The organism is uncultured Bacteroides sp. (assembly GCF_910586915.1).
Taxonomy (GTDB): Bacteria; Bacteroidota; Bacteroidia; order Bacteroidales; family Bacteroidaceae; genus Bacteroides.
In genome coordinates this window covers 67051-91276 of sequence record NZ_CAJULN010000005.1, presented here as the reverse complement: position 1 = coordinate 91276, position 24226 = coordinate 67051, and the positions used below count along the sequence as shown (strand labels likewise).

Here is a 24226-nt window from a genome sequence, read left to right as displayed (position 1 = left end):
ACTGTATGCTTTTATTTTAAATGTTATTTTTATCCTGTTCGTTTTTCTTGTTTCGCGGGTCGGCGGGGTCGTAGAGCATGGCTGTGCAGATGCAGAACTTGCGGTTCTTTGCCACGAGGATGTCGTGGTTGGTACAGCCTTCGCATCCTTTCCAGAAGGCTTCATCGTCGGTCAGCTCGTTGAAGGTGACGGGGACGTAGCCCAGTTCGGTGTTCATCTTCATCACTGCCGCGCCCGAGGTGAGACTGAAGATTTTAGCCCACGGCCATCGGAGACGTGCCAGTTGGAAAGAAGCCTGTTTGATGCGTTTTGCCAGTCCTGCTCCACGGAAATCGGGATGAACAATCAGACCCGAAGTGGCTACATACTGCTTGTTGCCCCACGATTCGATGTAAGTGAATCCGGCAAACGTGTCGCCGCAAAGGGCAATGATTGCTTTTCCTTCTTTCATTTTCGTCGCCACGTATTCATGCGTGCGTTCGGCGATTCCTGTTCCGCGTACGGCGGCAGCCTTTCTGATGGTTTCCAAAATAGTGTCAACGTAAACCTCGTGTGAGGCGTCGGCTACCATAACATCTATTTGTTGTGTGTTCATTTCTTTATATATATAATATAGGTATGTGATTATTCGATATTGGGTATGATGAGCGAAAGGCGCTGGCGTATTTTGCCGGGCGCCACTCCTTCGCGCAACACTAACATAATCGTATCGTCTCCGGCAATGGTTCCGAGGATTTCGTCAAACTCATTGTTGTCAATGTCGTAGGCCATGCTGCTGGCATATCCGGGACGGGTGCGGATGACGGCTATATTGCCGGAGAACTGCAAGGAGATGAATCCGTTGTGGCGTAGCATTTCACCGGCGCTTTGGTCGGTCGGACGCTTGTACATGATGTTGTTGGGAAGTACATAAACGTACTTTCCGTTCATGCTGGCGGCTTTGGCAACTTTCAGTTGCTTCAAGTCGCGAGAGAGAGTGGCCTGTGTCAGTTCGAAGCCTTCGCTGTTGAGCGCTTGCAACAACTCTTCCTGCGAACCAATCTCTTTGCTTGAGATAATCATTTTGATGGCATCCAATCGGGTTGCTTTCTTCTTCATTGTATAATTATTCTAAGAACGTTGCAAAAGTATGCATTATTTTGGAGAAAATATGCATGGAACGATGAATTTTTGCATAAAGGTGAAGAAAATAGCGGGCATTGTGTGGAAAAACGCCTGCTGTAACGGGCGTCCGATACAGGTCGAAGCGGCTCACTCTATTGGGAATAAAGTTGTATGCTGTCGGTTATCAACTTCTGCCGTAACGATAATCAACTTCCAAAGTGGTGCTTACAATCTATAAACGAAGCTTTCATTTATATAAATGAAGGTTTCGTTTTTATAAATGAAGCCTTCGTTTATATAAACAGAGGCTTCGTTTATAGTTTGTGAGCTATTTTCGGAGAGTTTGCCGTTGTAGGAAAAGAAGTTTGCAGTTAATGGAGAGGAAGTTGTTTGTTAATCGTTGAGGGGAGATTGAGGGGATAATGTGAGTGCGATATAGGGTACTTTATATCGGCACTCACGTTCAATGGCCGGCACTGCTATGGAGCGTTGTCCGGTGTTGAGGTTCGTTGTCCGTAGACGGTCTGTCGGATGTGGTTCCAATAATCCGTGTTGGTGATGACCTCGACAGTTATTTTCCGGTCTCCCCTTCGGATAGAGTCGGAGGCTGCTTCGGGTGCGTACGAGATTGCTTTGCCCACTCCCCGGAATTTTAAAGCAGTTGGCGGAACTCCCTTCTTAGCCAGTGCGTCAACCACTGTTGCCGCGCGTTTTTCCGACAGTGTGCGGTTGTAGGAAGACGAACCCTTTGCATCCACATGGCCGGTCACAACGACGGGCTTCTCGACAATCTTCTCTACGGTTCTTTCCAGATACCGGACTTCCGGTTTCGGCTTTTTCGACTTGCCTCCGATGCGCCACATCAGACGTATGCTTCCTTGCCAGGCATTGGCGACTTGCTTGTAGGGCATCAGCAGGTAATCGGCTTGCAGACCCAGCCCGAAGCGGTCGTTCAGCCACATATTCACTCCGGCTCCTAAGGAAACCGGGACGAGGTGTTTTCTGTCTGCTCCCTCTTTGTTGTAGTCGTTGGTGAAGTTCCACCCCATTTCTTCGCCGTCGAACTCTTCAAGGCCGTTGTAGGCTACCGAAAAGTTCTTGTACATATAATTGACGCCGACCCGCAGGAAAGGGTCGATATAGGGCGAATGGAAATATTCGCCGAGCCTCCATTGCAGTCCTAATCCTGCCATTCCTGTCCAACGGGATTCTTTGCCGTTGGACACCGGGTCTCGTGCGTATTGCACCGTTCCCTGCGCGTCGAGGTAGAAATGTTCGTTCAGTTCACGTGCGGCATAGAGCTGTCCGCCGAAGAGTGCGTCCTTTTTGCTCGTTTCCACATTGTAGCCGCCTTTGCTGTTCTTGTAAAAGCCTGTTACGCTGAAATGGGTCATCTGCAATCCCGTCGCGCCGATTCCTATCTCCCATGCTTTCTTCTCGCGCGTTGCACCGGAACCGTTGTCCGCTTCGGCAATCCGGCGGATTTCCTGCGCTTGGGTAGCTGTGTTTCCGCAGGCCATAAGCCCTAAAAACAGCATAAATGATTTATAAACAGTTCTTGTTTTCATTGTTTCTATTCTTTATGGTTAAGGTTCGTAAATCACATCGGGTATTGCGAAGGTCGTAGCGTTGTTCTGCCTTTCGATGTAGAAGGCATTTGTCGTTCCGGCTCTCTGTTTCAACGTTCCGATGCTCAGGTTGTTGTAGAAAATGTACGAGTTGGCCGGACTGGTCGTTACTTTGATGATTGCATTCAGGAAGGGGCCCAACACTTTGTAGGCAGGTTCATTGAAAGAGGATGACTTGTTCGAACTTGTCGCTTCCTGGTTTCCCTGCGAGGAGATGTATTTGAATTCGACGTACGCTACTTTCAGTTGTTTGGTTTCGTTTTTCGTATATAACGAGGCTTCCGTATATTCCGGCTTGTCTGCGTCTCTCACCGTTTTGTAATCGTTTGTTTTATAGATTTTGGCCATATCTACGTTGGCGTAGTCCAGCACTCCTTCCGCGCTGGAGAAGGAAGGCTCGTCGCTCCTGATGAATGTTTTCATCTTGATTGATTTGAGCGTAGGTCCCATCTGGTAAGGAGGCAGAAAAGCCGTGCCGTTTCACAGAATCGACTCTCCGTAGTAAGGAACTGCACTCTTTACCGTATAGTAGGTGTTGTTGCCGTTCCAGAAATCGTCCCAGTTGTTTTTGAAGGCGCCGTTGTTGCGCATGACGGGGCGGTAGGTATCCAGGCAGATATAGGACAGCACATTTCCACTAGTGGAGATGTATGAGTTTCCATGTATCTTTTGGTCGGTCATTATGCTTGCCGGATTGTCTTTGGCACTTACTTGGTAGGCTTCTAACGTTCGTACGAAATTGGGCAGATAAGTAGGCAGTTGTTGTCACTCGTCATCGGGGTTTATTTTCCTCTGCATATCAAAATAGAGCCTTTGATAACTGTCTATCAGATTCGGGCCGTATTTACTGAGCTTGAGTCTCATGTGCATACGGTTGGGCACATAGGTGTTCATGGCCGACTCTTTCGGAGTGCCGCCCGCTATGGTAACGCTCTTGGTCTTTCCCCACCGTGCTTCCACCGCTTGTATTTCCGGCAAATCTTCTTTGGGGACGATGAACTTGCCTTCGCTGTCGGCTGTGTATTCTTTGTCGGGAGCAATACCGGGCATTCCTTTTACCACTGCTCCCGGTGCGGCTTGTCCTTTTTCGTCATATACGGTATAGCGTACGCCGCCGTCGGTCGTGCGGACGTATTCTCCGAATTCCGGCTGGGAGTATTCGGCGATTACATTCGGAACATCGTGTACGACTGTCACTTCCGCACCAGGTTTTCCCGGTTCTCTGGGTTTGCCGTCTGTTCCGTCCGAACCGTCTTCACCATCTTTTCCACACAGGTAACTGTAAAAATCATCCAGGGTATTTTTTCGCAATCCCATTTGGCTCCTGTCTTGTGGTCCAATATCGGATTGTCCGTGCCGCAACGTTTGGCGAGGTCCTCTTTCCAAAGCTGGTATGCCGACAGTCCGTCTGTGCCGTCTTTTCCATCTTCTCCGTCCTTGCCTGCCAAGAATCTGTAGAAATCAAGTTCCGATACTTCGTTTGCAGGCCATTTTTCTCCGGGCTTTTGCGGATTGTCCAGTTGTCCTGCGGCGGCTGTTGTTTTCCATAATTCGTAGGCAGACTGTCCGTCCTTGCCGTCCTCTCCCGACAGGTAGTTGTAGAAGTCTGACATGGTGATTTTGTCTACCGGCCATGCGGTTCCGTCTTTGTCGGTGATTTTTCCTGCTTTTACATCTTCCAGCCACAATTCATAGGCCGAAGCACCTACTGCAAAAATTAAAGCATTCAGAGCACAGTTTAGGGGAGTCGGAGATATACCATTCTTTATTTTTAGATTATGCAAACTAACAGGGTAAATTTAACATACCCACAGGGTTTTCGGACTGACCCGAAACTTTCTTTTGCGGTCTTTACAGACGCATAACATCAGAGGATGTTCACCATTACTAAGAGTTTTTGATTTGTAACACAGCACTTTAATTGTTTCGCTCATTCGGTTTTCCGGTTTACACACTGGTTTACACAAACGTAGCAAAATATAGTGTATATAAAGAAAAAAGCGATTATCTGTTTTAGATAACCGCTTGATTTTCAATCTTTTAAAAGTGATCCGCCTGGGGCTCGAACCCAGGACCCCAACATTAAAAGTGTTGTGCTCTACCTGCTGAGCTAGCGAATCGATCCTTATTTGCTAATCAGTTATTTCCTGATTGCGGGTGCAAAGGTAGTGACTTTTATTTAAATTGCAAGTGTTTTGTAGAAAAAAGTTTTAATTATTTTTCTTGTTTATGACTTTGCTATTGATTATCAGAGGTTTCTATTTCGTCATATTTTATCTTTTCTTTGTTAATTATGAAGCGCTGATAATAGGAAAGCATCAAAGTGGTAAGCGGTAAAGCGATGATCATTCCTAACATTCCCATTAAAGAACCCCAAATAGAAAGAGATAAAAGGATGATGGCAGGATTCAGTCCGGTAATCTTTCCCATGATTTTGGGGACAAGGAAAGTATCCTGTATGATTTGCACGATGGCGAAGACCGCCAGGGCGCATACAATGATAATCCAAAAGTTTTGTCCGGTATCGGCAGCTTTGAGGAGAGCCAATACAATAGTAGGAAGGAGACCGATGACTTGCAAGTAAGGAACCATATTGAGGACCCCAATGAAAAGTCCTAAGGCGATAGCCATCGGGAAATCAATAATCAGGAAACCTATACTGAAAAGAATACCTACACAGAATGCGACCAATGCTTGTCCGCGAAAATATCTGTTCATACCATTTTGCACATCATAGACCAGATTGGAAGCGAATTTCCGGTATTTGTTTGGGAGCAGGTGCAGCCATCCTTCAGCTATGGCTTCATAATCGAGTAGTATAAAGATTACATACAGTAATATAATAAAGGAAGCAAGGATGCTGAACAGAATATTGAATGACTCTGCGAGCAAAGTCCACATCTTAGGAACGGTATCTTTGATTGCAGAAAGAATGTTCTCTTCACTCAGTATTCTGTTTAATGCCACCAAATCGAGATTCTCATGAACAAATTCGGAAAGCATTTGGGGAACATTGCTGCCGCCGCCATGCGTGAGGTAACTTACTAATAAAGCATTCATCCTGCTTATTTCGGAAACCATCGGCGGAACTAACAGATAAAACAAAGCCACTCCTACAACAGTAATCAGGAACAATGCACAAAAGATGGAGAGGATACGGCTTTTTAACTTTAGCTTGTACTGGAAGAACTTTACTAACGGATAAACCATATAGGCAATCAGCCAGGCAATAAAGAAAGGTAACAGCACTCCGCTCAACCGTTCTACAAGCATTAATATTCCTATTACCATCACGCATCCGATGGCACCACGTATAAAACTGTCGAATGTTATTTTTTTCCTTTCCATAGTTGTCTGTTGTTGGATTTATATCTTTTGCTTGTCCTCTTCCAATGCACGCAGATAGCATTGCCTGCAAAGAGGTTCGTATTCGTCTGTTTCGCCTAAAAGAACCTGTTTGTCGTTCTTGACCGTACGATGTGAAAAGGAGGCCAACTCTCCGCATTTTACACAGATAGCGTGTACTTTGGAGACTTCATCGGCTATGGCACACAGTTGTGGCATGGGACCGAAAGGATTTCCTTTGAAATCCATATCCAGTCCTGCAATGATGACGCGGACGCCATTATTGGCAAGTTGGTTGCAGACGTCTATCAGTCCGTTGTCGAAAAATTGTGCTTCATCGATACCTACTACGTCTATTTCGGAAGTGAACAATAGGATACTTGCCGATGAATCAATGGGCGTGGAGGCAATGGAATGGCTGTCGTGCGAAACAACGTCCTCTTCCGAATAACGGGTGTCAATAGCCGGTTTGAATATCTCAACGCGTTGACGTGCAAACTTAGCCCGTTTCATTCTGCGAATCAACTCTTCTGTTTTTCCTGAGAACATAGAGCCGCAGATAACTTCAATTCTGCCTCTTCTTTTCGTCTCATGTATGTGGTCTTCCGAAAATAATACCATGTGATTTTGTGCTTTCTTGATTAAATAAATGATTGCACAAAGGTAAACAATTCAATGTGCAAGAACTGTTAAAATATCCATTATTTTAAGTTGCCGCATGAATTATTGCATAAATTATTCCTACATTCGCGCCAATATTAATAATGGATGGACATGAAACAGAAGCTATTAGCAGATATCGAATTGGATGTTCATGAGTTGAAATGTCTCATGGAATCTTTTTCAAAAGAGCCGAACCGGACTTCTTCTGAGTTGTTGAAGCGAAGTATTACACGTATGCAAGGACGTTTGGATGAATTTTCGCAGGAAATAGGTTCTGTTGTAGTAAATAATGATTTGGCTTCTTCCGTAGTAGAAGAAACTGTTGTGAAAGAAACAATGGTAGTAGAAACGGTAGTGGAAGATACGACAATGAAAGAGATTGTCGTTCCATTCATTGAGCCTGCCATTCCGGAGGAAGACCCTGTTGTCTTAAAGAAAGAAGAACCTAAGTCTACTATATTGGGGGAGAGCATAAAATTAGCTGCCGGTTTGCGTCGTTCCATCAGTTTAAATGATTCTTTCCGTTTCTCACGCGAACTGTTTAAGGGAGATACTGAATTGATGAATCGTGTAATTGAGCAGATATCGGTGATGGGGGCTTATGAGACTGCTGTTGCATTTCTTGCTTCGAAAACAGAAATAGACGAAGAGAATGAAGCGGTTGTTGACTTTTTGGAGTTGTTAAAGAAGTATTTTAACCAACCGGCATAAATGAAAATATGGGAAAGCTGTATGTAGTGCCTACACCGGTAGGAAATCTTGAAGATATAACATTTCGCGCTATCAAAGTATTGAAAGAGGCCGACTTGATTTTGGCAGAGGATACGCGTACATCCGGTATCTTGCTGAAACACTTTGAAATAAAAAATTCAATGCAATCTCACCACAAATTTAATGAACATAAAACGGTAGAAAGTGTTGTTAATAAAATAAAGGGCGGTGCAACGGTTGCGTTGATTTCGGATGCTGGAACACCTGGGATTTCCGATCCCGGATTTTTGGTGGTTCGCGAATGTGTGCGCAATGGTATCGAGGTGCAATGTTTACCGGGTGCAACGGCTTTTGTTCCGGCGCTTGTAGCATCGGGACTGCCGAACGAGAAGTTTTGCTTCGAGGGATTCTTGCCCCAAAAGAAAGGACGTCAGACACGACTGAAGGCATTGGCAGAAGAACGCCGTACGATGGTGTTTTATGAATCGCCTCACCGTCTGTTGAAGACGTTGACACAGTTTGCCGAGTATTTCGGTGCTGAACGTCAAGCAACTGTGTCGCGTGAAATATCCAAGCTCCATGAGGAGACGGTACGCGGCAGTTTGGCAGAACTGATAGAACACTTTACCGCCACCGAGCCACGGGGCGAGATTGTGATTGTATTAGCAGGAATAGACGATTAAAATAACTTCATTAAAAAAACGTAAAACGTAAACGTATGAAAAAGTTAGCAGTTTTATTTGTGTGCGCAGCCATGTTGGCTTCGTGTGATGGCTTTAAAGGTGGAAGCAAAGACCTGAAGGCAGAAAATGATTCTCTTTTGATGGAACTGACCCAGCGCAATGCTGAACTGGATGATATGATGGGAACTTTCAATGAAGTTCAGGAAGGTTTCCGTAAGATCAATGCAGCCGAAAACCGTGTGGATTTGCAACGCGGAACAATTACTGAAAATTCTGCCAGCGCCAAGCAGCAGATTGCTTCCGATATCGAATTCATCTCTAAGCAGATGGAAGAAAACAAAGCACAGATTGCCAAATTGCAGGAACAGTTGAAAAACAGCAAGTACAGTTCTGCACAGATGAAGAAGGCTGTTGCCGCCTTGACTGCTGAATTGAACGCTAAACAACAACGCATCGAGGAACTTCAGACAGAATTGGCTTCCAAGAATATCCGCATTCAGGAATTAGATGCTGCCGTCAGCGACTTGTCTGCTGCCAAAGAAACACTGGCTGCCGAAAATGAAGCCAAAGCTAAAACCGTTGCCGAACAGGAAAAGAGTCTGAACGCTGCCTGGTTCGTATTCGGCACAAAATCGGAATTGAAATCTCAAAAGATTCTCCAAAGCGGAGATGTCTTGAAGGGTGCTGATTTCAACAAAGATTATTTTACCCAGATTGATATTCGTACAACCAAAGAAATCAAGTTGTATTCCAAGCGTGCAGAGTTGCTCACTACTCATCCTACCGGTTCTTACGAGTTGGTGAAAGATGACAAAGGTCAGTTGACATTGAAGATTACCAATCCTAATGAATTCTGGAGTGTATCCAAATACTTGGTTATCCAGGTAAAATAAGATAGGATTTCTTTTTTGAGTTGCCAATGTGCTGATTCCCGGAATCAAGAAATTAGCACATTGGCTTTTTTGTTTTTTAATATTCCCCGTGACTACTGATGAAATATAAAAATCTTTTTTTTGATCTTGACGACACTATTTGGGCTTTCTCCCGCAATGCCCGTGAAACCTTCGAAGAAGTATATCGGCAATATTCGTTCGACCGTTACTTTGATTCGTTCGACCATTATTATACGCTGTATCAGAAACGTAACACCGAACTGTGGGTGGAATACGCCGAAGGAAAGGTGACGAAAGATGAATTGAACCGCCAACGCTTCTTTTATCCTTTGCAGGCGGTGGGAGTGGGAGATGAGGCTTTGGCCGAACGGTTCTCAAAAGACTTCTTTGCCATTATTCCTACCAAAAGCGGCTTGATGCCTTATGCTAAAGAAGTGTTGGAGTACCTTGCTCCTAAATACAATTTGTACATCCTTTCCAATGGCTTTCGTGAATTGCAGTCGCGCAAGATGCATTCGGCAGGTGTGGCAGGTTATTTCCGGAAGGTGATTCTTTCGGAAGACCTCGGACTGTTGAAGCCCCGTCCCGAACTCTTTCATTTCGCTTTGTCTGCCACTCAGTCCGAGTTGCACGAATCGTTGATGATTGGCGATAGCTGGGAAGCGGATATCACCGGAGCGCATGGGGTGGGGATGCATCAGGCTTTCTATAACGTGTCGGAACGGACTGTTTTCCCCTTTCTTCCCACTTATCATCTCCATTCCCTGAAAGAATTGATGGATTTATTATAAGTTTTCTGGATTAAGTCGTATTTTTGCTGCGTTTAATAATTGCATAAAAATACGATATAGCCATGGATAGTGCACTTTTGCCTTTTGCTTTGCTTTGTTTCACTTCATTTTTTACGTTGACCAATCCTTTGGGGACCATGCCTGTCTTTCTTACAATGACTCATGGGATGACGGAGAAAGAGCGTCGGTCTATCGTCCGCCGTGCTACTATTGTGTCGTTTGTCACAATCATGGTTTTCCTTTTTGCCGGTCAGTTTCTTTTTAAGTTCTTTGGTATTTCTACCAACGGATTCCGTATTGCCGGAGGAGTGATTATTTTCAAGATAGGATTTGATATGCTTCAAGCCCGTTATACGCCGATGAAACTGAAGGATGAAGAGATAAAAACATATGCGGACGATATCTCCATCACCCCTCTCGGTATACCTATGCTGTGCGGACCGGGTGCGATTGCCAATGCCATCGTGTTGATGCAGGATGCGCATTCGTATGAGATGAAAGGAGTGCTGATAGGTACCATTGCATTGATTTATCTGCTGACTTTCTTTATCCTTCGTGCTTCTACAAGATTGGTGAATATTTTGGGAGAAACGGGCAATAATGTGATGATGCGCCTGATGGGGTTGATTCTGATGGTGATTGCCGTGGAATGTTTCGTGAGCGGAGCGAAGCCCATATTGGCGGAGATTGTGAGAGAGGGGATGGGAGGTATTCTCAGCAAATGAAGCGAGTAGGTAACTTATGGGATGACAGCCGCCGAGTTGAAATTGGTATCGGCTTTTCTTTATTAAGTCTTTGCAGAACTAAATAACCCTCCTAACTTCTTTATTATGAACGGTTAACAGGATAATGAAGATTTGTATAGTATCCCCGCCTTTCAGACATATCCTACGGATTATCAATACATTATCGTTAAGCGGAGTGATGAAAGCAATGATTCGTTCTACCGCATTTCCACCGTTATGACTATCATATCCTATTGATAATCTGCATCCTATTGCTTTTCTATTGTACGAGACAACCGAACCAATCTGTCACCCATTCAATCCAAGTAACAGAAGCGTGTAGTGAATCCATCGGTTGCATCCGCTTGAAACAGAAGTTTCAAGCAAGATGAAACTTTAGTTTCACCACGTTGAAACTTTAGTTCCGAATGCTTTGGAACTTTAGTTTCAAGCGGATGAAACTTCAGTTTCATAGTGTTGAAACTAAAGTTTCAAATAGAAGAAGTAAAATTGAAACTCGTCAGTTTAAATTCTACGTCCGCCTTTTCTCTTGAATGAAGCCGCTTTCTCAAGATCGCGTACAACAGTTATATCCATTATATTTGCATATACTTGTGTGGTCTTTACACTTTTGTGGCCCAACAGCTTTTGCACAGTGGTTATATTCGCGCCGCTATATAATAATAAGGTAGCATTCGTGTGGCGTGCAGTGTGAAAGGATACCCGTTTGTCGATACCTGCCAAGTTTGCCAGCAAATTCAACTCCTTATTGATATTGGAGTTGTTTTTTAACTTGAAAAAACTGTTTGTCTCTTCCTGGTAGCACCGCAATATACCGATTCCTTTACCTTCAAACAACAGGTATAATGGCAACCTGACCTCTGTGCCGGTTTTTACCGATTTGTATATAAGCCAGATTTCCTGATGAAACTCTACGATATTGGCAGAGGTCAGATTTATAAAATCGGAATAACGCAATCCGGCATAACAACAAAACAGAAAGGCGTCTTTTGTTTTCTGTAATCTTGTAAATTTCCCTGTCAACTGTAAATCTTCAAATTTGCACAACTCCTCCGGCGACAGATGCGTGTGTCTGCCTTCTACGCTTTTAATCTTGTATTTTCTGAATGCATATTTCTGCACATCCATAAATTCCTTATTAATGGCAACGTTGACATACCGCTTCAGATGTTTCATATGCTTGGCGATGGTATTAAGGTGGTAGCCTTTGGACTGCAAATAGTTATCGAACGAGGTGACAAGTTCAAACGTCAAATCCGCAAACGATATGTCTTTCTTGAATTCCCGAAGCGATTCAAGTGTCGAAAGATGATTTTGCTTCGTGCTTTCTTTCAGCGAAGAGTTAGCAACCTCTTCTTTGTAGAAACTTAAAAATGTCCTTTCATTACTTATGGGTTTGTCGAGAGATTCTTTTAACAAATCCAGTGATATCGCTTTTCCTTGCTGCCACAATTCAAGTTCGGTTTGTTCTATTGCGGCCATATACTCATACAACATACGGTTCAGAACATCGGCATTAGGATGACTCTTCACCATTCTTCGTTTGGCATCCCACTGCTCGGCCTTAAGATATATTTTGGTGGAAAAATATATTTTCCTCCTGTTCAGATAGGCTTCTACCTGTACTAAGGCCGTTCCCTTTTTATTCAATTTCTTTTTTCTGTTAAACACAAGATTGTAACTAATCTTTTCCATACTTTTTCTTTTTAGTTAATAATAGAACAAATGAAACATAGTTCCTATACTACACCAAAAGATGAAGATGCATTAATATCTCTGAATAAATAATCCTGCGGAAACCCAGTATTCACAAAACTTAGAATTAAATACTACTTTTTTATAGTAATTCCTGTGCGAAAAGCAAAAAGATGCGTCAAAGAAGAGGTTTTGTGACGAAAAATAAGCAAAGAAAATCTTAAATAAGACATTTTGTTTGAGCAAAATAACACTACATAGTTTTGTTAAAAGCAGTTTTTATACCTCAAACTAATATCTTTTTATATAAAAAAGCATTATTAAAATAATAATGTGTTAGATTTGAAACCTTTTTTTATTGAATTGATTGTTGGTTTCATATTTATTAATACATTTGCAAAGTGTTAGAGTTAAGAAACAATTAATGAAAAGTTAAACTTTAAGAGAGAATTTATGAAAAGAAAATTGATGCTGTTATTGGCTTGCCTTTTTACAGGTATAAGTTTGGTAACTGCTCAGACTTTGAACATCACAGGTGTTGTGATTTCGGAAGAGGATGGGCAGCCTGTTGTTGGCGCTTCTGTGTTAGTAAAAGGTACCACTCAAGGTACGATTACAGATGTAAATGGTAATTTCAATTTGACGAATGTACCAAGTTCTGCAAAGACTTTGCAGGTTTCGTACATCGGAATGCAGACACAGGAAGTGGCCGTCAAGCCTAATCTGAGAATTGTACTCAAATCTGATGCTCAGCAAATTGACGAAGTTGTTGTCACGGCAATGGGAATAAAGCGGTCGGAGAAAGCATTAGGTTATTCGGCGACTTCCGTGGGCGGTGACAAGATTGCCGAGAACCGTACTTCGGATGTCATGTCAAGTTTGGCAGGTAAGATTGCCGGTGTACAGATATCCAATACTTCATCCGACCCGGGAGCATCCAATTCGGTGATTATCCGTGGAGTCAGCTCACTGTCCGGTACCAATCAACCACTGTATGTCGTAGATGGAGTACCGTTGAACAACTCCACAGTATCCTCTACCGATGGGTTGAACAGCGGATACGATTTTGGAAACGGAGCCAATGCTATCAATCCCGACGATGTGGCAAACATGACCATCTTGAAAGGTGCTGCGGCTACTGCTTTGTATGGAAGCCGGGCGGCCAACGGTGTGGTCATGATTACTACCAAAAGCGGCCGGAAGGACAAAGGTGTCGGAGTAGAGTATAACGGTGGCGTGCAATGGTCTACCGTTCTACGTCTGCCCGAATTTCAGAATGAATTCGGTATGGGATGGAATGGCAACCATACGGAATTGGAAAATGGTTCGTGGGGACCTCGTTTTGACGGTTCCATGCAGTTATGGGGCAATGTATACAACAACTCCCAGAAGTTGAAACCTTATGTAGCAATGCCCGACAATATCAAAGACTTTTTCGATGCAGGATTCAGATACAGTAACAGTATCTCGTTCAACGGAGCTACCGACAAGAGTGATTATTTTGTTTCTTTCTCTCAAATCAGCGATGATGGTATGATTCCTACAGATGCCGACAGTTATGACAAATATACGTTTTCTGCACGTGGTAGTCATAAAGTCGGTGCATTGACATTCTCTTCTTCATTAAACTATGCTCGCCAGCAAAATAAATTTGCGACTACCGGACAGGGACTATCCATGCTCAACTCCTTGTATCAGTCTCCGCGCGATGTAAGCATCATTGGGCTGGAAGATCAGAACGACCCGTTCAATACGCCGGGATATTATTACACTCCGTATGGGGTAATGAATCCGTATTACATATTGAACAACTATCTGAACGGATACGAATCGGAAAGATTCTATGGAAAATTCCAGTTGGATTATGAGTTCTTGAAATACTTCAAGTTTACATATCGCATGGGACTGGATACGACAACGGGACAAAGCGATAAGGGAAAGCCGAATCTGTATGCTCTTTATTATGAAGGAACTCCCAATGGAGAGGGGCAAGGCTCAAGCAGCCCGTTCTCCGGCGAAACCGGACAATATTCGGAGCAAATCACCCGTCGCCGTGAAATCAATCAAGACCTTTTGCTTAGCTTCAGTATGCCGGTCAGTGATTTTAATGTCAACGCATTGGTGGGATTCAATGGCAACGAGCGTAAATCTTCTTATCTCTATTCGGAAGTGAACGACTTGACAATCCCGACATGGTTCAACCTCAAGAATACCAGCAAAACACCTATCGTTAGCCAACGTATGGAGTTGAGGCGCCTGATGGGTGTGTTCGGACAGTTTGAAGGTGCATGGAAAAATATGCTCTACTTGACGGTTACTGCCCGCAACGACTGGTCGTCAACGCTCCCCAAAGGCAATCGCAGCTTCTTTTATCCGGGATTTACAGGTAGTTTTATTTTCAGCGAATTGTTGAAAGACGCATGGAAAGAAGCCATCACTTTCGGTAAGTTACGTGCCAGTTGGGGTAAGACGGGTAACGACGCCAGTGTATATATGGTCAATCCCGTATACGGACAGTCATCAAACAGTATCCCTTTCGGTTCGCTCACTTTCCCGTTGGGAGGAGTCAACGCTTATTCGGCAGGAAATGTGCTTGGAAGCAACACTTTAAGTCCGGAAATGACTACGGAAGCTGAAATAGGCTTGAACATGGCTTTCTTGAAAAACAGATTGTCGTTTGACGTATCTTACTATAACCGCAATACCGACAAGCAGATTTTCTCGTTGGCAATGGACCCCGCTTCAGGATATACGGCACAAAACATGAATTTGGGTAAGATTCGCAATCATGGTATTGAAGTGTTGGTCAGTGCTACTCCCATACGAACGAAAGATTTTTCCTGGGAACTTACCTGGAATTTTACCAAAAACCAAAGTAAGGTAATCAGTCTGCCGGAAGAATTGGGCGGAATCACCATTATCTACGGTTTGAACGGCGGTACAAGTATGTATGCCGTAACCGGAATGCCTGTCGGCGTATTTAAAGCGCAGGTGCCCGAACGCGACCCGCAGGGAAGAATTGTCGTAAACTCCTCCACAGGTCTGCCTGTTGCAGACACCGAGTTTGGTATTTGCGGAAATATGAATAATAAATACCAGATGGGTGTAGCTACCAATTTGAAGTATAAAGGGCTGAGCTTGGGTGTTGACTTCGATATCCGTCAGGGTGGAGTCATGTATTCGCGTACCAAAGATATCAACTACTTCACTGGTAATGCGATACAGACGGCTTACAACGACCGCAACCCCTTTATTGTCCCCAACTCGGTAAATAAAATAGTAAATGGCGACCAAGTGACATATGTGGAAAATACAACTCCTATTACCAGTTCCAACATCTATCAATATTGGGGTGATGGCGGTTCGGATATGGGAAGCTGCTTCTTGGTAGATAAATCCTATGTCAAACTTCGCTCGGTCGTGTTAGGTTGGGATTTGCCGAAGAAATGGCTGGCAAAAACTCCTTTCCAGGCAATCAAAGTCTCGGCCTATGGCAACAACTTGTTTGTTTGGACTCCATCCAGCAATACATTTATTGATCCCGAAATGACTTCATTCGGTAATGACCTTGAAGGTAACTATGGGGAATATACGGCTAACCCCAGTTCGCGCCGTTTCGGTTTCAACTTAATGGTTAAATTTTAAACAGCAATAAATATGAAGAAAATACTATTATATGCATCATTGGCAACTACAGTGCTTTTCACCAGTTGCGACTTGGATATCAATGATGACCCTAACTATCCGATGAACGACCAGATAACGGCCGATTTGATATTTCCTTCCATCAGTGCATCCATTGCTTCGGTGGTAGGAGGAGAAGTCTATAACTACGCAGGGTTCTTTGCACAGTATTATGAGCAAAAACCGGAATCCAATCAGTATAATACGCTGTGCGAATATACATTTACCGAAGCATCACAGCAGATGGATTATTCTTATCGAACCTTGTTTGCTGGGGCATTGGAAGATGCAAACCAGGTTTTGGCAAAGACCTCCAATCCTGCCGACCGGTTTGCCACTACCATCTTGAGAGCATATGCTTTTCAAATCATGGTGGACAACACCAGCGACTCGCCTTATTCGGAGGCTTTGCAGGGAAATGCCAATGCAACTCCCAAGTGGGACGCGGGCGATGTTGTGTACAAAGGCGTACTGAATGAAATCGACATGGCAGAAGCCGCATTGGACGGAAGCGCTATGGATGTGCCCGATTTGATATTCAACAGAAACCTCTCCCAATGGAAAGGATTCGCCAATGCTCTCCGTTTGCGTATGTACTTGCGCTTCATTGACGCCAATGTGGATGCTGCCGCTTATACGGAAAAAGTGAAGGCGCTGGTACAAAATAATGAATTCTTTGCCGGAGACGTGAAACTGGATTGCTTCTTGGATGAAACAGATAAGCGCAATCCGTGGTATAATACGAATGCCGTCGGATTGACGGGCAATCATTGTGCAGCCTATCCGCTTATTTCATACCTGACTGCTACGGATGACCCCCGCATCGATTACGGTATTAATAAAACGGATGCGGACGGAAAGTATGTCGGACAGCTTCCCGGAGGAAAAACACATATGCAAAGTGTTTTGGGAACGGATAACTGGAAGAATAAAAATGTGAGCGCCATTGATTATTCCATCGGAGCCACCAAACCTGTTTACTTCTTTACTCAAGCCGAACTGCAATTCTTGATTGCGGAAGTATATATCCGTTTCCTGAATAACGATACCGCTGCAAAGAGTGCGTATGAAGCGGGAGTTGCCGCCGACTTTGCAGTTCGTGGATTTGCAGGACAGGAGAGTAGCATATTGGAGGGAGAGTGTGCATGGGCTACTGTTTCGACATCGGCAGATAAGCTGAATCTTATCTATATGCAGAAATGGGTTGCTCTTTTCTATATGGATCATATGGAAGCATGGAGCGAAATCCGTCGTACGGATTGTCCGAAACTGTCGTCTCATTCGGCGGCTGAGATACAAAAAGACGCATCTGTATATACTCCGGGCGATTTGGTTGCTCCGTGGACTAACGGTTTGGAAGCGGGCGGATTGATGAAGCGCATGACTTATCCTTTAAGCGCACGTCAGCATAATACGAATACTCCGGCAGCAGTACCGGGCAGCACTCCGGTTTGGTGGGATGTTAAATAGAAGCTAATAACTTAGTAAGTTTTATATATGAAAAAAATATTATATAGCATATTGGTATGTTTGCCGTTCGTTTTTGGAGCTTGCGACAAATCAACGGATGATACTTCGAAAGTCACCTATTTCGTAACGTTGGAAAGAGAAGGAGGCGAGAAGATAGTTATAGAGAAGGGGCAACCTTTTGTGGAACCGGGATACTATGCGGAAATGAACGGTGAAGATATTACCTCTTCCGTACAGGTAAAAGGAAGTGTGGATGTAAACACCCCGGGTATCTATAATCTGGTGTATGCAGCCTATAATGAAGATGGTTTTGCCAAAACTTTCACAAGAACAGTATATGTGGCAGATAATACGGAATCTCCTTTAAAGTCGGGAATCTATACCGTGGCTGAGGGAAGTAAGCGTACCGTCCCTTCCGAGGTGGCTTTTGGCGGATATGAAATCATCATCTTCCAGTTGAAACCCGGTGTATTTTATATCAGCGATTTCTTAGGAGGCTGGTATGACCAACGTGCAGGCTATGGCCCGGATTACGCAATGGTGGGCAAATTTGAATTGAACGATGACAACACCATTACTCCGGTGGAAAGTTATGTTGCAGGCTGGAATGACTCAATGGACCAAATGACTAACACAGAATTGAATCCTGCAGACGGAACTTTGAAATGGACCGTTGATTATGCCGGACAGTTGTCTTTTGATATTATAGTAAAAAAATAAATATACGATTATGAAGAAATATATGATGTTGTTTTTGGCTTCATTGGCTTTTGCCTTTGTAGCGTGCGAGGATGAAACGGAACCGGGCGGTACTGCCGTTGAAAAAATGGCAGGCGACTGGTGGATAACGGTAGACGCAATTGTTGATGGAAAAGAAGTGGAAGACCCTTATGGAGTGGGTCATTTGCAAATGACTACTTACAATACAGCTAACAATAGTAATACGGAAATGTGGCTGGATGATTTGGGTAACTTCTGGGAATATAAAGTGAAGGTAAAGGTGAATTATGCAGAAAGAACCTTTTCTACAGAAGGATTTGCCGATAATGTAGCTTATGAATCAAAAGTGAAGATTACCGACGGTAAGGTACTGGAGAATGCAGCGAAGACACCAAGCGGTATGCCTGCCGATAGTATCGTGTATATGGTACAGTTCGACGATGATGACAACGGCTTGACTTATAAGGTTTCGGGATTCCGTCGGACTGGTTTCTCTGCTGATGATTTCTAACGGCAGAATTTGAATAAATGAAGAAGAGAGGCAAAAATAGGAAGTGTCTCTCACAAAGTGGGATTGATTAAACATGACCCTATAACAAAGAAAGAGTTCGGTATTGCACCGGGCTCTTTCTTTTTTTATAGGGTCTTGCCTTGTTGTTGACATTTGTTGAATCTGTTGAAGTAGAGTAACCGATATATCCAACGAAGCGTTACGTTAAAAACTTTGTATAATTCGTCTGCCATAACGAAAAAAATAGTAATTTTGTCTTTTGTGAGCATATTTCCAATCACTTATTTGTTATCAAACTCACGTTAATAAGCATAAAGAATGAAAGAATTTGTAATATCCGAAGCCAAAGTAGAGACAGCTATACTTGTCGGGCTTATCACTCAGACGCAGGATGAGCGCAAGACGAACGAGTATTTGGATGAATTGGCCTTCCTTGCCGAGACGGCTGGGGCGGAAGTTGTGAAACGGTTTACACAGAAGTTACCCACAGCAAACTCGGTGACTTATGTAGGAAAAGGAAAATTGGAAGAAATCAGACAATATATCCATAACGAAGAGGAAGAAGAACGTGAAGTGGGAATGGTCATCTTCGATGATGAACTTTCCGCCAAACAGATTCGCAATATCGAAGCCGAACTGAAAGTGAAGATTCTCGACCGTACTTCGTTGATTCTCGATATATTCGCCATGCGTGCACAGACTGCCAATGCAAAGACGCAGGTGGAGTTAGCACAATATAAATATATGTTGCCGCGCCTGCAACGACTTTGGACACACTTGGAACGCCAGGGAGGTGGTTCTGGTGCAGGTGGCGGTAAAGGTTCGGTGGGACTTCGCGGTCCGGGTGAGACACAGCTCGAAATGGACCGCCGTATCATCCTCAACCGTATGTCGTTGTTGAAAGAACGCCTGGCGGAAATCGACAAACAGAAAGCTACCCAGCGCAAGAATCGCGGACGCATGATACGTGTTGCACTGGTCGGATACACCAATGTCGGCAAATCGACAATGATGAACCTTTTGGCAAAGAGCGAAGTCTTTGCGGAAAACAAATTATTTGCTACGCTCGACACTACCGTACGTAAGGTGATTATAGAGAATCTTCCGTTCCTGTTGTCCGATACGGTAGGATTTATCCGTAAGTTGCCTACCGATTTGGTCGATTCCTTCAAATCGACTTTGGACGAAGTGCGCGAAGCGGATTTGCTGGTGCACGTAGTCGATATTTCCCACCCCGGATTTGAAGAACAGATTGAGGTGGTGAATAAGACACTTGCCGAAATTGGCGGCGGTGGAAAACCCATGATACTTGTATTCAATAAAATAGACGCCTATACCTACGTGGAGAAAGCGCCGGACGACCTTACCCCCCGAACAAAGGAAAACTTAACACTCGAAGAACTGATGAAGACGTGGATGGCAAAGATGGAGGACAACTGCCTCTTTATTTCCGCCCGCGAACGAATCAATATGGATGAACTGAAAAGTGTGGTTTATCAGCGAGTGAAAGAATTGCACGTTCAGAAATATCCCTATAACGATTTTCTTTATCAGACCTACGAACAAGAGGAAGAATAATTAATCAATGTGCTGCTATTTTACTGTTTTGGAAAGGCAGCACATTACTATATTTATTTGTATGAAAGACTATCGTAGACTGACCGAAGCGGAAGTGCTTCGGTTGAAGGACCAGTCGTGTCTGGCGGATGATTGGGGAAATGTGTTGGTAGCTGATGGATTTAATTGTGAGTATGTCCATCACACCCGTTTTTCGGGAGAAGTGAAGTTAGGGGTATTTGATGCTGAATTTACATTGCGGGGAGGCATTAAGAAACATTCGGGATTGCGTCATGTGACGCTGCACAATGTGACGGTAGGAGATAACTGCTGCATTGAGAACATTCAGAATTACATTGCAAACTATGAGATTGGCAGTGATACCTTTATCGAAAATGTAGATATCATCTTGGTGGATGGACTGACCACTTTCGGCAACGGCGTGGAAGTGGCAGTGCTCAATGAGACCGGAGGGCGTGAGGTGCTGATTAACGACAAGTTGTCTGCCCATCAGGCGTATATCCTTGCGCTGTACCGCCACCGCCCCGAACTGATAAACCGTATGAAATCCATTACGGATTACTATTCCAGCAAACACGCATCTGCCGTCGGAAGTATCGGCAGCCATGTCATGATTCTTAATACCGGTTCTATCCGGAATGTGCGGATTGGCGACTATTGTCATATTTGCGGTACTTGCCGTCTGACCAACGGGAGTGTCAATAGCAACGTGACGGCTCCGGTGCGCATCGGCGATGGAGTAATTTGCGATGATTTTATTATCTCATCCGGTTCGCAGGTGGAAGATGGTACGATGTTGAGCCGTTGTTTCGTCGGGCAGTCCTGTAAATTGGGACACAATTATTCCGCTTCCGATTCTTTGTTCTTTAGTAACTGCCAGGGGGAGAACGGAGAAGCCTGTGCCATTTTCGCAGGGCCTTTCACTGTGACACATCACAAATCGACTTTGCTGATTGCCGGAATGTTCTCATTCATGAATGCAGGCTCAGGTTCCAATCAAAGCAACCATATGTATAAGTTAGGTCCGATTCACCAGGGGACAATGGAGCGAGGGGCGAAAACCACTTCCGATTCGTACATCCTGTGGCCGGCGCGTGTCGGGGCATTTTCTCTTGTGATGGGGCGCCACGTCAATCACGCCGATACTTCCGACCTTCCTTTTTCTTATCTGATAGAGCAACGGGATACGACTTACCTGGTTCCGGGTGTCAATCTGCGGAGTGTGGGTACGATACGTGACGCGCAGAAATGGCCGAAGCGTGACAAGCGTCAGGACCCGAACCGGTTGGACTATATCAATTACAACCTCCTGAGTCCTTATACCATACAGAAGATGTTCAAAGGACGTTCCATTCTGAAAGAGCTGCGACGGGTATCCGGTGTGACGTCCGAAATTTATTCTTACCAAAGTGCCAAAATCAAGAACTCCTCTTTGAACAACGGTATCCGTTTGTACGAGATAGCCATTCACAAATTCTTGGGCAACTCGATTATCAAGCGGTTGGAAGGCATCAACTTCCAAAGCAACGAAGAAATCCGCCAACGACTGAAACCAGATACGGAAATCGGAATCGGCGAGTGGGTGGACGTCTCCGGGCTGATTGCTCCCAAGAGCGAGATAGACCGTCTGTTGGACGGTATTGAGAAAGGTACTATTAATCGGCTGAAGTCCATCAATGCTTGTTTCTCGGAGATGCACGAGAATTATTATACATACGAGTGGACGTGGGCTTACAACAAGATTCAGGAATTTTACGGCTTGAATCCGGAGACTATTACGGCGCAGGATGTGATTCGCATCGTAAAATCCTGGCAGGAAGCAGTCGTAGGGCTGGATAAGATGGTGTATGAAGATGCAAAGAAGGAGTTCTCGCTCTCTTCCATGACCGGATTCGGTGCCGACGGTTCGCACGACGAGATGAAGCAGGACTTTGAACAAGTGCGCGGTGATTTTGAAAGCAATCCGTTTGTGACGGCTGTGTTGAAACATATTGAAGAGAAAACCGAGCTTGGCAATGAACTGATTAAACGGATTGAAAAGATTGAGTAACGGCAATCATCTTGATGTTTAAAAACAAGTAGGCGATAAATGAGAATTTCATCTGTTAGCCTACTTGTTTTTTTATGCGCTACCATATTTTTATTTCTCAATTCTTAATTCTCTATTCTCAATTTATCATTACCTTTGCCACACTAACTAACATTATATAATAAAATAAGAGACTTATGGCAACACCTCCGTTTAAGTATCAGCCCATGTTTGAAAAGGGGAAAGATACGACTGAGTATTATCTGCTTACAAAGGACTATGTGTCAGTAAGCGAGTTTGAAGGAAATCCTATCCTGAAAATTGAGAAAGAAGGTTTGACAGCGATGGCTAACGCAGCTTTTCGTGATGTATCGTTCATGCTTCGCCGTTCGCACAACGAACAAGTTGCTAAGATTCTGAGCGATCCCGAAGCAAGTGAAAATGATAAATATGTGGCATTGACTTTCCTGCGCAACGCGGAAGTTGCTTCAAAAGGGATACTTCCTTTCTGCCAGGATACGGGTACTGCCATCATCCACGGCGAAAAAGGACAGCAGGTATGGACAGGCTATTCGGACGAAGAGGCTCTTTCCTTAGGTGTATATAAGACATATACCGAAGAAAATTTGCGTTATTCTCAGAATGCACCTCTGAATATGTATGACGAGGTCAATACGAAATGCAACCTTCCCGCACAGATTGATATCGAAGCTACCGAAGGCATGGAATATGAGTTTCTTTGCGTGACCAAAGGCGGCGGCTCTGCCAACAAGACTTATCTTTACCAGGAGACAAAAGCGATTCTGAATCCCGGCACATTGGTTCCCTTCTTAGTTGAGAAGATGAAAACTTTGGGAACAGCCGCTTGTCCTCCTTATCACATCGCTTTTGTTATCGGCGGTACTTCTGCCGAAAAGAACCTGCTGACAGTGAAACTGGCTTCTACTCATTTTTACGACAACTTGCCGACAACAGGAAACGAATACGGTCGTGCATTCCGTGATGTCGAACTGGAAAAAGAAGTGTTGGCGGAAGCTCACAGAATTGGGCTTGGTGCACAGTTTGGCGGTAAATACTTGGCTCACGATGTCCGCATCATCCGTTTGCCGCGCCACGGTGCTTCTTGTCCGGTAGGTTTGGGCGTATCCTGTTCTGCCGACCGTAACATTAAATGTAAAATCAACAAGGAAGGTATCTGGATTGAAAAACTCGATTCAAATCCGGGTGAACTGATTCCGGCAGAACTACGTCAGGCAGGCGAAGGCGATGTAGTAAGAATCGACCTGAACCGTCCGATGGATGAAATCCTGAAAGAACTGACTAAATATCCGGTATCGACCCGTCTGTCGTTGAACGGAACGATTATTGTAGGTCGCGACATTGCCCACGCCAAATTGAAAGAACGTTTGGATCGTGGTGAAGAGTTGCCGCAATACATCAAAGACCATCCTATTTACTATGCAGGTCCGGCTAAAACTCCGGAAGGTATGGCTTGCGGTTCTATGGGACCGACTACGGCAGGACGTATGGACTCGTATGTACAACTGTTCCAAAGCCACGGCGGCAGCATGATTATGTTGGCAAAGGGCAACCGTAGCCAGCAAGTGACGGATGCTTGCAAGCAATATGGAGGTTTCTATTTAGGTTCTATCGGTGGTCCGGCAGCTATCCTTGCGCAAAACAACATCAAGAGCATCGAGTGCGTCGAATACCCCGAATTGGGAATGGAAGCTATCTGGAAGATTGAAGTGGAAGATTTCCCGGCATTCATCTTGGTAGACGATAAAGGCAACGATTTCTTCAAACAATTGAAACCGTGGAATTGTGCTAAATAAACTGGCACTAAGTCTATTTATATAAAGCAATTTATTGAAGGGATACCTGTCTGTTTGCGTATGGGTATCCCTTTTTCATTCATTTCTACTTAACTACTTACTACTTATTACTTACTACTTACTACTTACTACTTATTATC

Annotated in this window: 22 protein-coding genes, 1 tRNA gene and 1 pseudogene; 12 read left to right on the top strand and 12 right to left on the bottom strand. The window is 44.2% G+C overall.

Annotation, left to right across the window (positions count from 1 at the left end; genetic code table 11):
• Positions 1 to 16: 16 nt before the first annotated feature.
• The 11 genes and pseudogenes from QZ331_RS03690 to QZ331_RS03640 all read right to left on the bottom strand — a co-directional run bounded on the left by QZ331_RS03690 (position 17) and on the right by QZ331_RS03640 (position 6698).
• The gene (locus QZ331_RS03690) at positions 17 to 595 is read right to left on the bottom strand and encodes a GNAT family N-acetyltransferase (RefSeq protein WP_294628172.1); all 579 of its coding nucleotides are present in this window, start codon (positions 593 to 595) and stop codon (positions 17 to 19) included.
• A gap of 29 nt (positions 596 to 624) precedes the next feature.
• The gene (gene argR / locus QZ331_RS03685) at positions 625 to 1098 is read right to left on the bottom strand and encodes an arginine repressor (protein WP_294628170.1); all 474 of its coding nucleotides are present in this window, start codon (positions 1096 to 1098) and stop codon (positions 625 to 627) included.
• Between the two features lie 485 nt (positions 1099 to 1583).
• Positions 1584 to 2672: an OmpA family protein gene (locus tag QZ331_RS03680; protein WP_294628168.1), complete on the bottom strand. Its 1089-nt coding sequence runs from the start codon at positions 2670 to 2672 to the stop codon at positions 1584 to 1586.
• An 18-nt stretch (positions 2673 to 2690) separates the two neighbouring features.
• On the bottom strand, positions 2691 to 3155 hold the full coding sequence (locus tag QZ331_RS03675; protein WP_294628167.1) for a hypothetical protein: 465 nt from the start codon (positions 3153 to 3155) through the stop codon (positions 2691 to 2693).
• A 57-nt stretch (positions 3156 to 3212) separates the two neighbouring features.
• The gene (locus QZ331_RS03670) at positions 3213 to 3413 is read right to left on the bottom strand and encodes a hypothetical protein (protein ID WP_294628165.1); all 201 of its coding nucleotides are present in this window, start codon (positions 3411 to 3413) and stop codon (positions 3213 to 3215) included.
• An 84-nt stretch (positions 3414 to 3497) separates the two neighbouring features.
• A complete protein-coding gene (locus tag QZ331_RS03665; RefSeq protein WP_294628163.1) occupies positions 3498 to 3929 on the bottom strand; it encodes a hypothetical protein in 432 nt (143 codons plus the stop codon).
• Positions 3926 to 4516: a hypothetical protein gene (locus QZ331_RS03660; protein ID WP_294628161.1), complete on the bottom strand. Its 591-nt coding sequence runs from the start codon at positions 4514 to 4516 to the stop codon at positions 3926 to 3928. Before QZ331_RS03660 ends, QZ331_RS03665 begins: the two co-directional genes overlap by 4 nt.
• A gap of 48 nt (positions 4517 to 4564) precedes the next feature.
• Positions 4565 to 4666 (bottom strand): annotated as a pseudogene (locus QZ331_RS03655) (Arm DNA-binding domain-containing protein); the annotation flags it as partial.
• 113 nt (positions 4667 to 4779) lie between these two features.
• Positions 4780 to 4852, bottom strand: a tRNA-Lys gene (locus tag QZ331_RS03650).
• Between the two features lie 118 nt (positions 4853 to 4970).
• Complete coding sequence (locus QZ331_RS03645; protein WP_294628159.1) at positions 4971 to 6080, bottom strand: AI-2E family transporter; 1110 nt, start codon at positions 6078 to 6080, stop codon at positions 4971 to 4973.
• 18 nt (positions 6081 to 6098) lie between these two features.
• Complete coding sequence (locus QZ331_RS03640; RefSeq protein ID WP_294628157.1) at positions 6099 to 6698, bottom strand: thymidine kinase; 600 nt, start codon at positions 6696 to 6698, stop codon at positions 6099 to 6101.
• Between the two features lie 153 nt (positions 6699 to 6851).
• Here QZ331_RS03640 and QZ331_RS03635 point away from each other — a divergent pair, with 153 nt between their 5' ends.
• The 5 genes from QZ331_RS03635 (at position 6852) to QZ331_RS03615 (ending at position 10543) form a co-directional block, all read left to right on the top strand.
• Positions 6852 to 7451, top strand: coding sequence for a hypothetical protein (locus QZ331_RS03635; protein WP_294628155.1), 600 nt, complete (start codon positions 6852 to 6854; stop codon positions 7449 to 7451).
• A gap of 8 nt (positions 7452 to 7459) precedes the next feature.
• Positions 7460 to 8134 (top strand): 16S rRNA (cytidine(1402)-2'-O)-methyltransferase, encoded by a 675-nt coding sequence (gene rsmI / locus QZ331_RS03630; RefSeq protein WP_294628153.1) that lies wholly within the window; start codon positions 7460 to 7462, stop codon positions 8132 to 8134.
• A 35-nt stretch (positions 8135 to 8169) separates the two neighbouring features.
• A complete protein-coding gene (locus QZ331_RS03625; RefSeq protein ID WP_294628151.1) occupies positions 8170 to 9027 on the top strand; it encodes a hypothetical protein in 858 nt (285 codons plus the stop codon).
• A 98-nt stretch (positions 9028 to 9125) separates the two neighbouring features.
• A complete protein-coding gene (locus tag QZ331_RS03620; protein ID WP_294628149.1) occupies positions 9126 to 9818 on the top strand; it encodes a YjjG family noncanonical pyrimidine nucleotidase in 693 nt (230 codons plus the stop codon).
• A 62-nt stretch (positions 9819 to 9880) separates the two neighbouring features.
• Positions 9881 to 10543: a MarC family protein gene (locus tag QZ331_RS03615; RefSeq protein WP_294628147.1), complete on the top strand. Its 663-nt coding sequence runs from the start codon at positions 9881 to 9883 to the stop codon at positions 10541 to 10543.
• Positions 10544 to 11068: 525 nt separating this feature from the next.
• On the opposite strand, the gene QZ331_RS03610 is transcribed toward QZ331_RS03615, so the two are convergent.
• The gene (locus QZ331_RS03610) at positions 11069 to 12259 is read right to left on the bottom strand and encodes a site-specific integrase (RefSeq protein WP_294628145.1); all 1191 of its coding nucleotides are present in this window, start codon (positions 12257 to 12259) and stop codon (positions 11069 to 11071) included.
• A gap of 453 nt (positions 12260 to 12712) precedes the next feature.
• On the opposite strand from QZ331_RS03610, the gene QZ331_RS03605 reads away from it, so the two are divergent.
• The 7 genes from QZ331_RS03605 (at position 12713) to QZ331_RS03575 (ending at position 24086) form a co-directional block, all read left to right on the top strand.
• Positions 12713 to 15904 carry a SusC/RagA family TonB-linked outer membrane protein gene (locus tag QZ331_RS03605; RefSeq protein WP_294628143.1) on the top strand — a complete coding sequence of 1064 codons (3192 nt, stop codon included), beginning with the start codon at positions 12713 to 12715 and terminating at the stop codon, positions 15902 to 15904.
• Positions 15905 to 15916: 12 nt separating this feature from the next.
• Positions 15917 to 17413, top strand: coding sequence for a SusD/RagB family nutrient-binding outer membrane lipoprotein (locus QZ331_RS03600; protein WP_294628141.1), 1497 nt, complete (start codon positions 15917 to 15919; stop codon positions 17411 to 17413).
• Positions 17414 to 17440: 27 nt separating this feature from the next.
• Entirely contained in the window at positions 17441 to 18133 is a 693-nt protein-coding gene (locus tag QZ331_RS03595) for a BT_2262 family domain-containing protein (RefSeq protein WP_294628139.1), read from the top strand.
• A gap of 10 nt (positions 18134 to 18143) precedes the next feature.
• Positions 18144 to 18644, top strand: a complete 501-nt coding sequence (locus tag QZ331_RS03590) for a lipid-binding protein (RefSeq protein WP_294628137.1) — start codon at positions 18144 to 18146, stop codon at positions 18642 to 18644.
• Positions 18645 to 18962: 318 nt separating this feature from the next.
• A complete protein-coding gene (hflX, locus tag QZ331_RS03585) occupies positions 18963 to 20222 on the top strand; it encodes a GTPase HflX (RefSeq protein WP_294628135.1) in 1260 nt (419 codons plus the stop codon).
• Between the two features lie 61 nt (positions 20223 to 20283).
• Positions 20284 to 22272 carry a DUF4954 family protein gene (locus tag QZ331_RS03580; RefSeq protein ID WP_294628133.1) on the top strand — a complete coding sequence of 663 codons (1989 nt, stop codon included), beginning with the start codon at positions 20284 to 20286 and terminating at the stop codon, positions 22270 to 22272.
• Between the two features lie 176 nt (positions 22273 to 22448).
• The gene (locus QZ331_RS03575; protein WP_294628131.1) at positions 22449 to 24086 is read left to right on the top strand and encodes a fumarate hydratase; all 1638 of its coding nucleotides are present in this window, start codon (positions 22449 to 22451) and stop codon (positions 24084 to 24086) included.
• The last annotated feature ends 140 nt before the right edge of the window (positions 24087 to 24226 follow it).

Excerpts from the sequence above, each read along its gene's own strand:
- QZ331_RS03595 (WP_294628139.1), top strand. The coding sequence starts at position 17,441 with ATGAAAAAAATATTATATAGCATATTGGTATGTTTGCCGTTCGTTTTT.
- QZ331_RS03605 (WP_294628143.1), top strand. The coding sequence starts at position 12,713 with ATGAAAAGAAAATTGATGCTGTTATTGGCTTGCCTTTTTACAGGTATA.
- rsmI (WP_294628153.1), top strand. The coding sequence starts at position 7,460 with ATGGGAAAGCTGTATGTAGTGCCTACACCGGTAGGAAATCTTGAAGAT.
- QZ331_RS03670 (WP_294628165.1), bottom strand. The coding sequence starts at position 3,413 with ATGACCGACCAAAAGATACATGGAAACTCATACATCTCCACTAGTGGA.
- QZ331_RS03615 (WP_294628147.1), top strand. The coding sequence starts at position 9,881 with ATGGATAGTGCACTTTTGCCTTTTGCTTTGCTTTGTTTCACTTCATTT.
- QZ331_RS03620 (WP_294628149.1), top strand. The coding sequence starts at position 9,126 with ATGAAATATAAAAATCTTTTTTTTGATCTTGACGACACTATTTGGGCT.
- QZ331_RS03640 (WP_294628157.1), bottom strand. The coding sequence starts at position 6,698 with ATGGTATTATTTTCGGAAGACCACATACATGAGACGAAAAGAAGAGGC.
- QZ331_RS03580 (WP_294628133.1), top strand. The coding sequence starts at position 20,284 with ATGAAAGACTATCGTAGACTGACCGAAGCGGAAGTGCTTCGGTTGAAG.
- QZ331_RS03590 (WP_294628137.1), top strand. The coding sequence starts at position 18,144 with ATGAAGAAATATATGATGTTGTTTTTGGCTTCATTGGCTTTTGCCTTT.
- QZ331_RS03600 (WP_294628141.1), top strand. The coding sequence starts at position 15,917 with ATGAAGAAAATACTATTATATGCATCATTGGCAACTACAGTGCTTTTC.
- QZ331_RS03625 (WP_294628151.1), top strand. The coding sequence starts at position 8,170 with ATGAAAAAGTTAGCAGTTTTATTTGTGTGCGCAGCCATGTTGGCTTCG.
- QZ331_RS03575 (WP_294628131.1), top strand. The coding sequence starts at position 22,449 with ATGGCAACACCTCCGTTTAAGTATCAGCCCATGTTTGAAAAGGGGAAA.
- QZ331_RS03610 (WP_294628145.1), bottom strand. The coding sequence starts at position 12,259 with ATGGAAAAGATTAGTTACAATCTTGTGTTTAACAGAAAAAAGAAATTG.
- QZ331_RS03675 (WP_294628167.1), bottom strand. The coding sequence starts at position 3,155 with ATGAAAACATTCATCAGGAGCGACGAGCCTTCCTTCTCCAGCGCGGAA.
- QZ331_RS03635 (WP_294628155.1), top strand. The coding sequence starts at position 6,852 with ATGAAACAGAAGCTATTAGCAGATATCGAATTGGATGTTCATGAGTTG.
- QZ331_RS03645 (WP_294628159.1), bottom strand. The coding sequence starts at position 6,080 with ATGGAAAGGAAAAAAATAACATTCGACAGTTTTATACGTGGTGCCATC.
- argR (WP_294628170.1), bottom strand. The coding sequence starts at position 1,098 with ATGAAGAAGAAAGCAACCCGATTGGATGCCATCAAAATGATTATCTCA.
- hflX (WP_294628135.1), top strand. The coding sequence starts at position 18,963 with ATGAAAGAATTTGTAATATCCGAAGCCAAAGTAGAGACAGCTATACTT.
- QZ331_RS03680 (WP_294628168.1), bottom strand. The coding sequence starts at position 2,672 with ATGAAAACAAGAACTGTTTATAAATCATTTATGCTGTTTTTAGGGCTT.
- QZ331_RS03690 (WP_294628172.1), bottom strand. The coding sequence starts at position 595 with ATGAACACACAACAAATAGATGTTATGGTAGCCGACGCCTCACACGAG.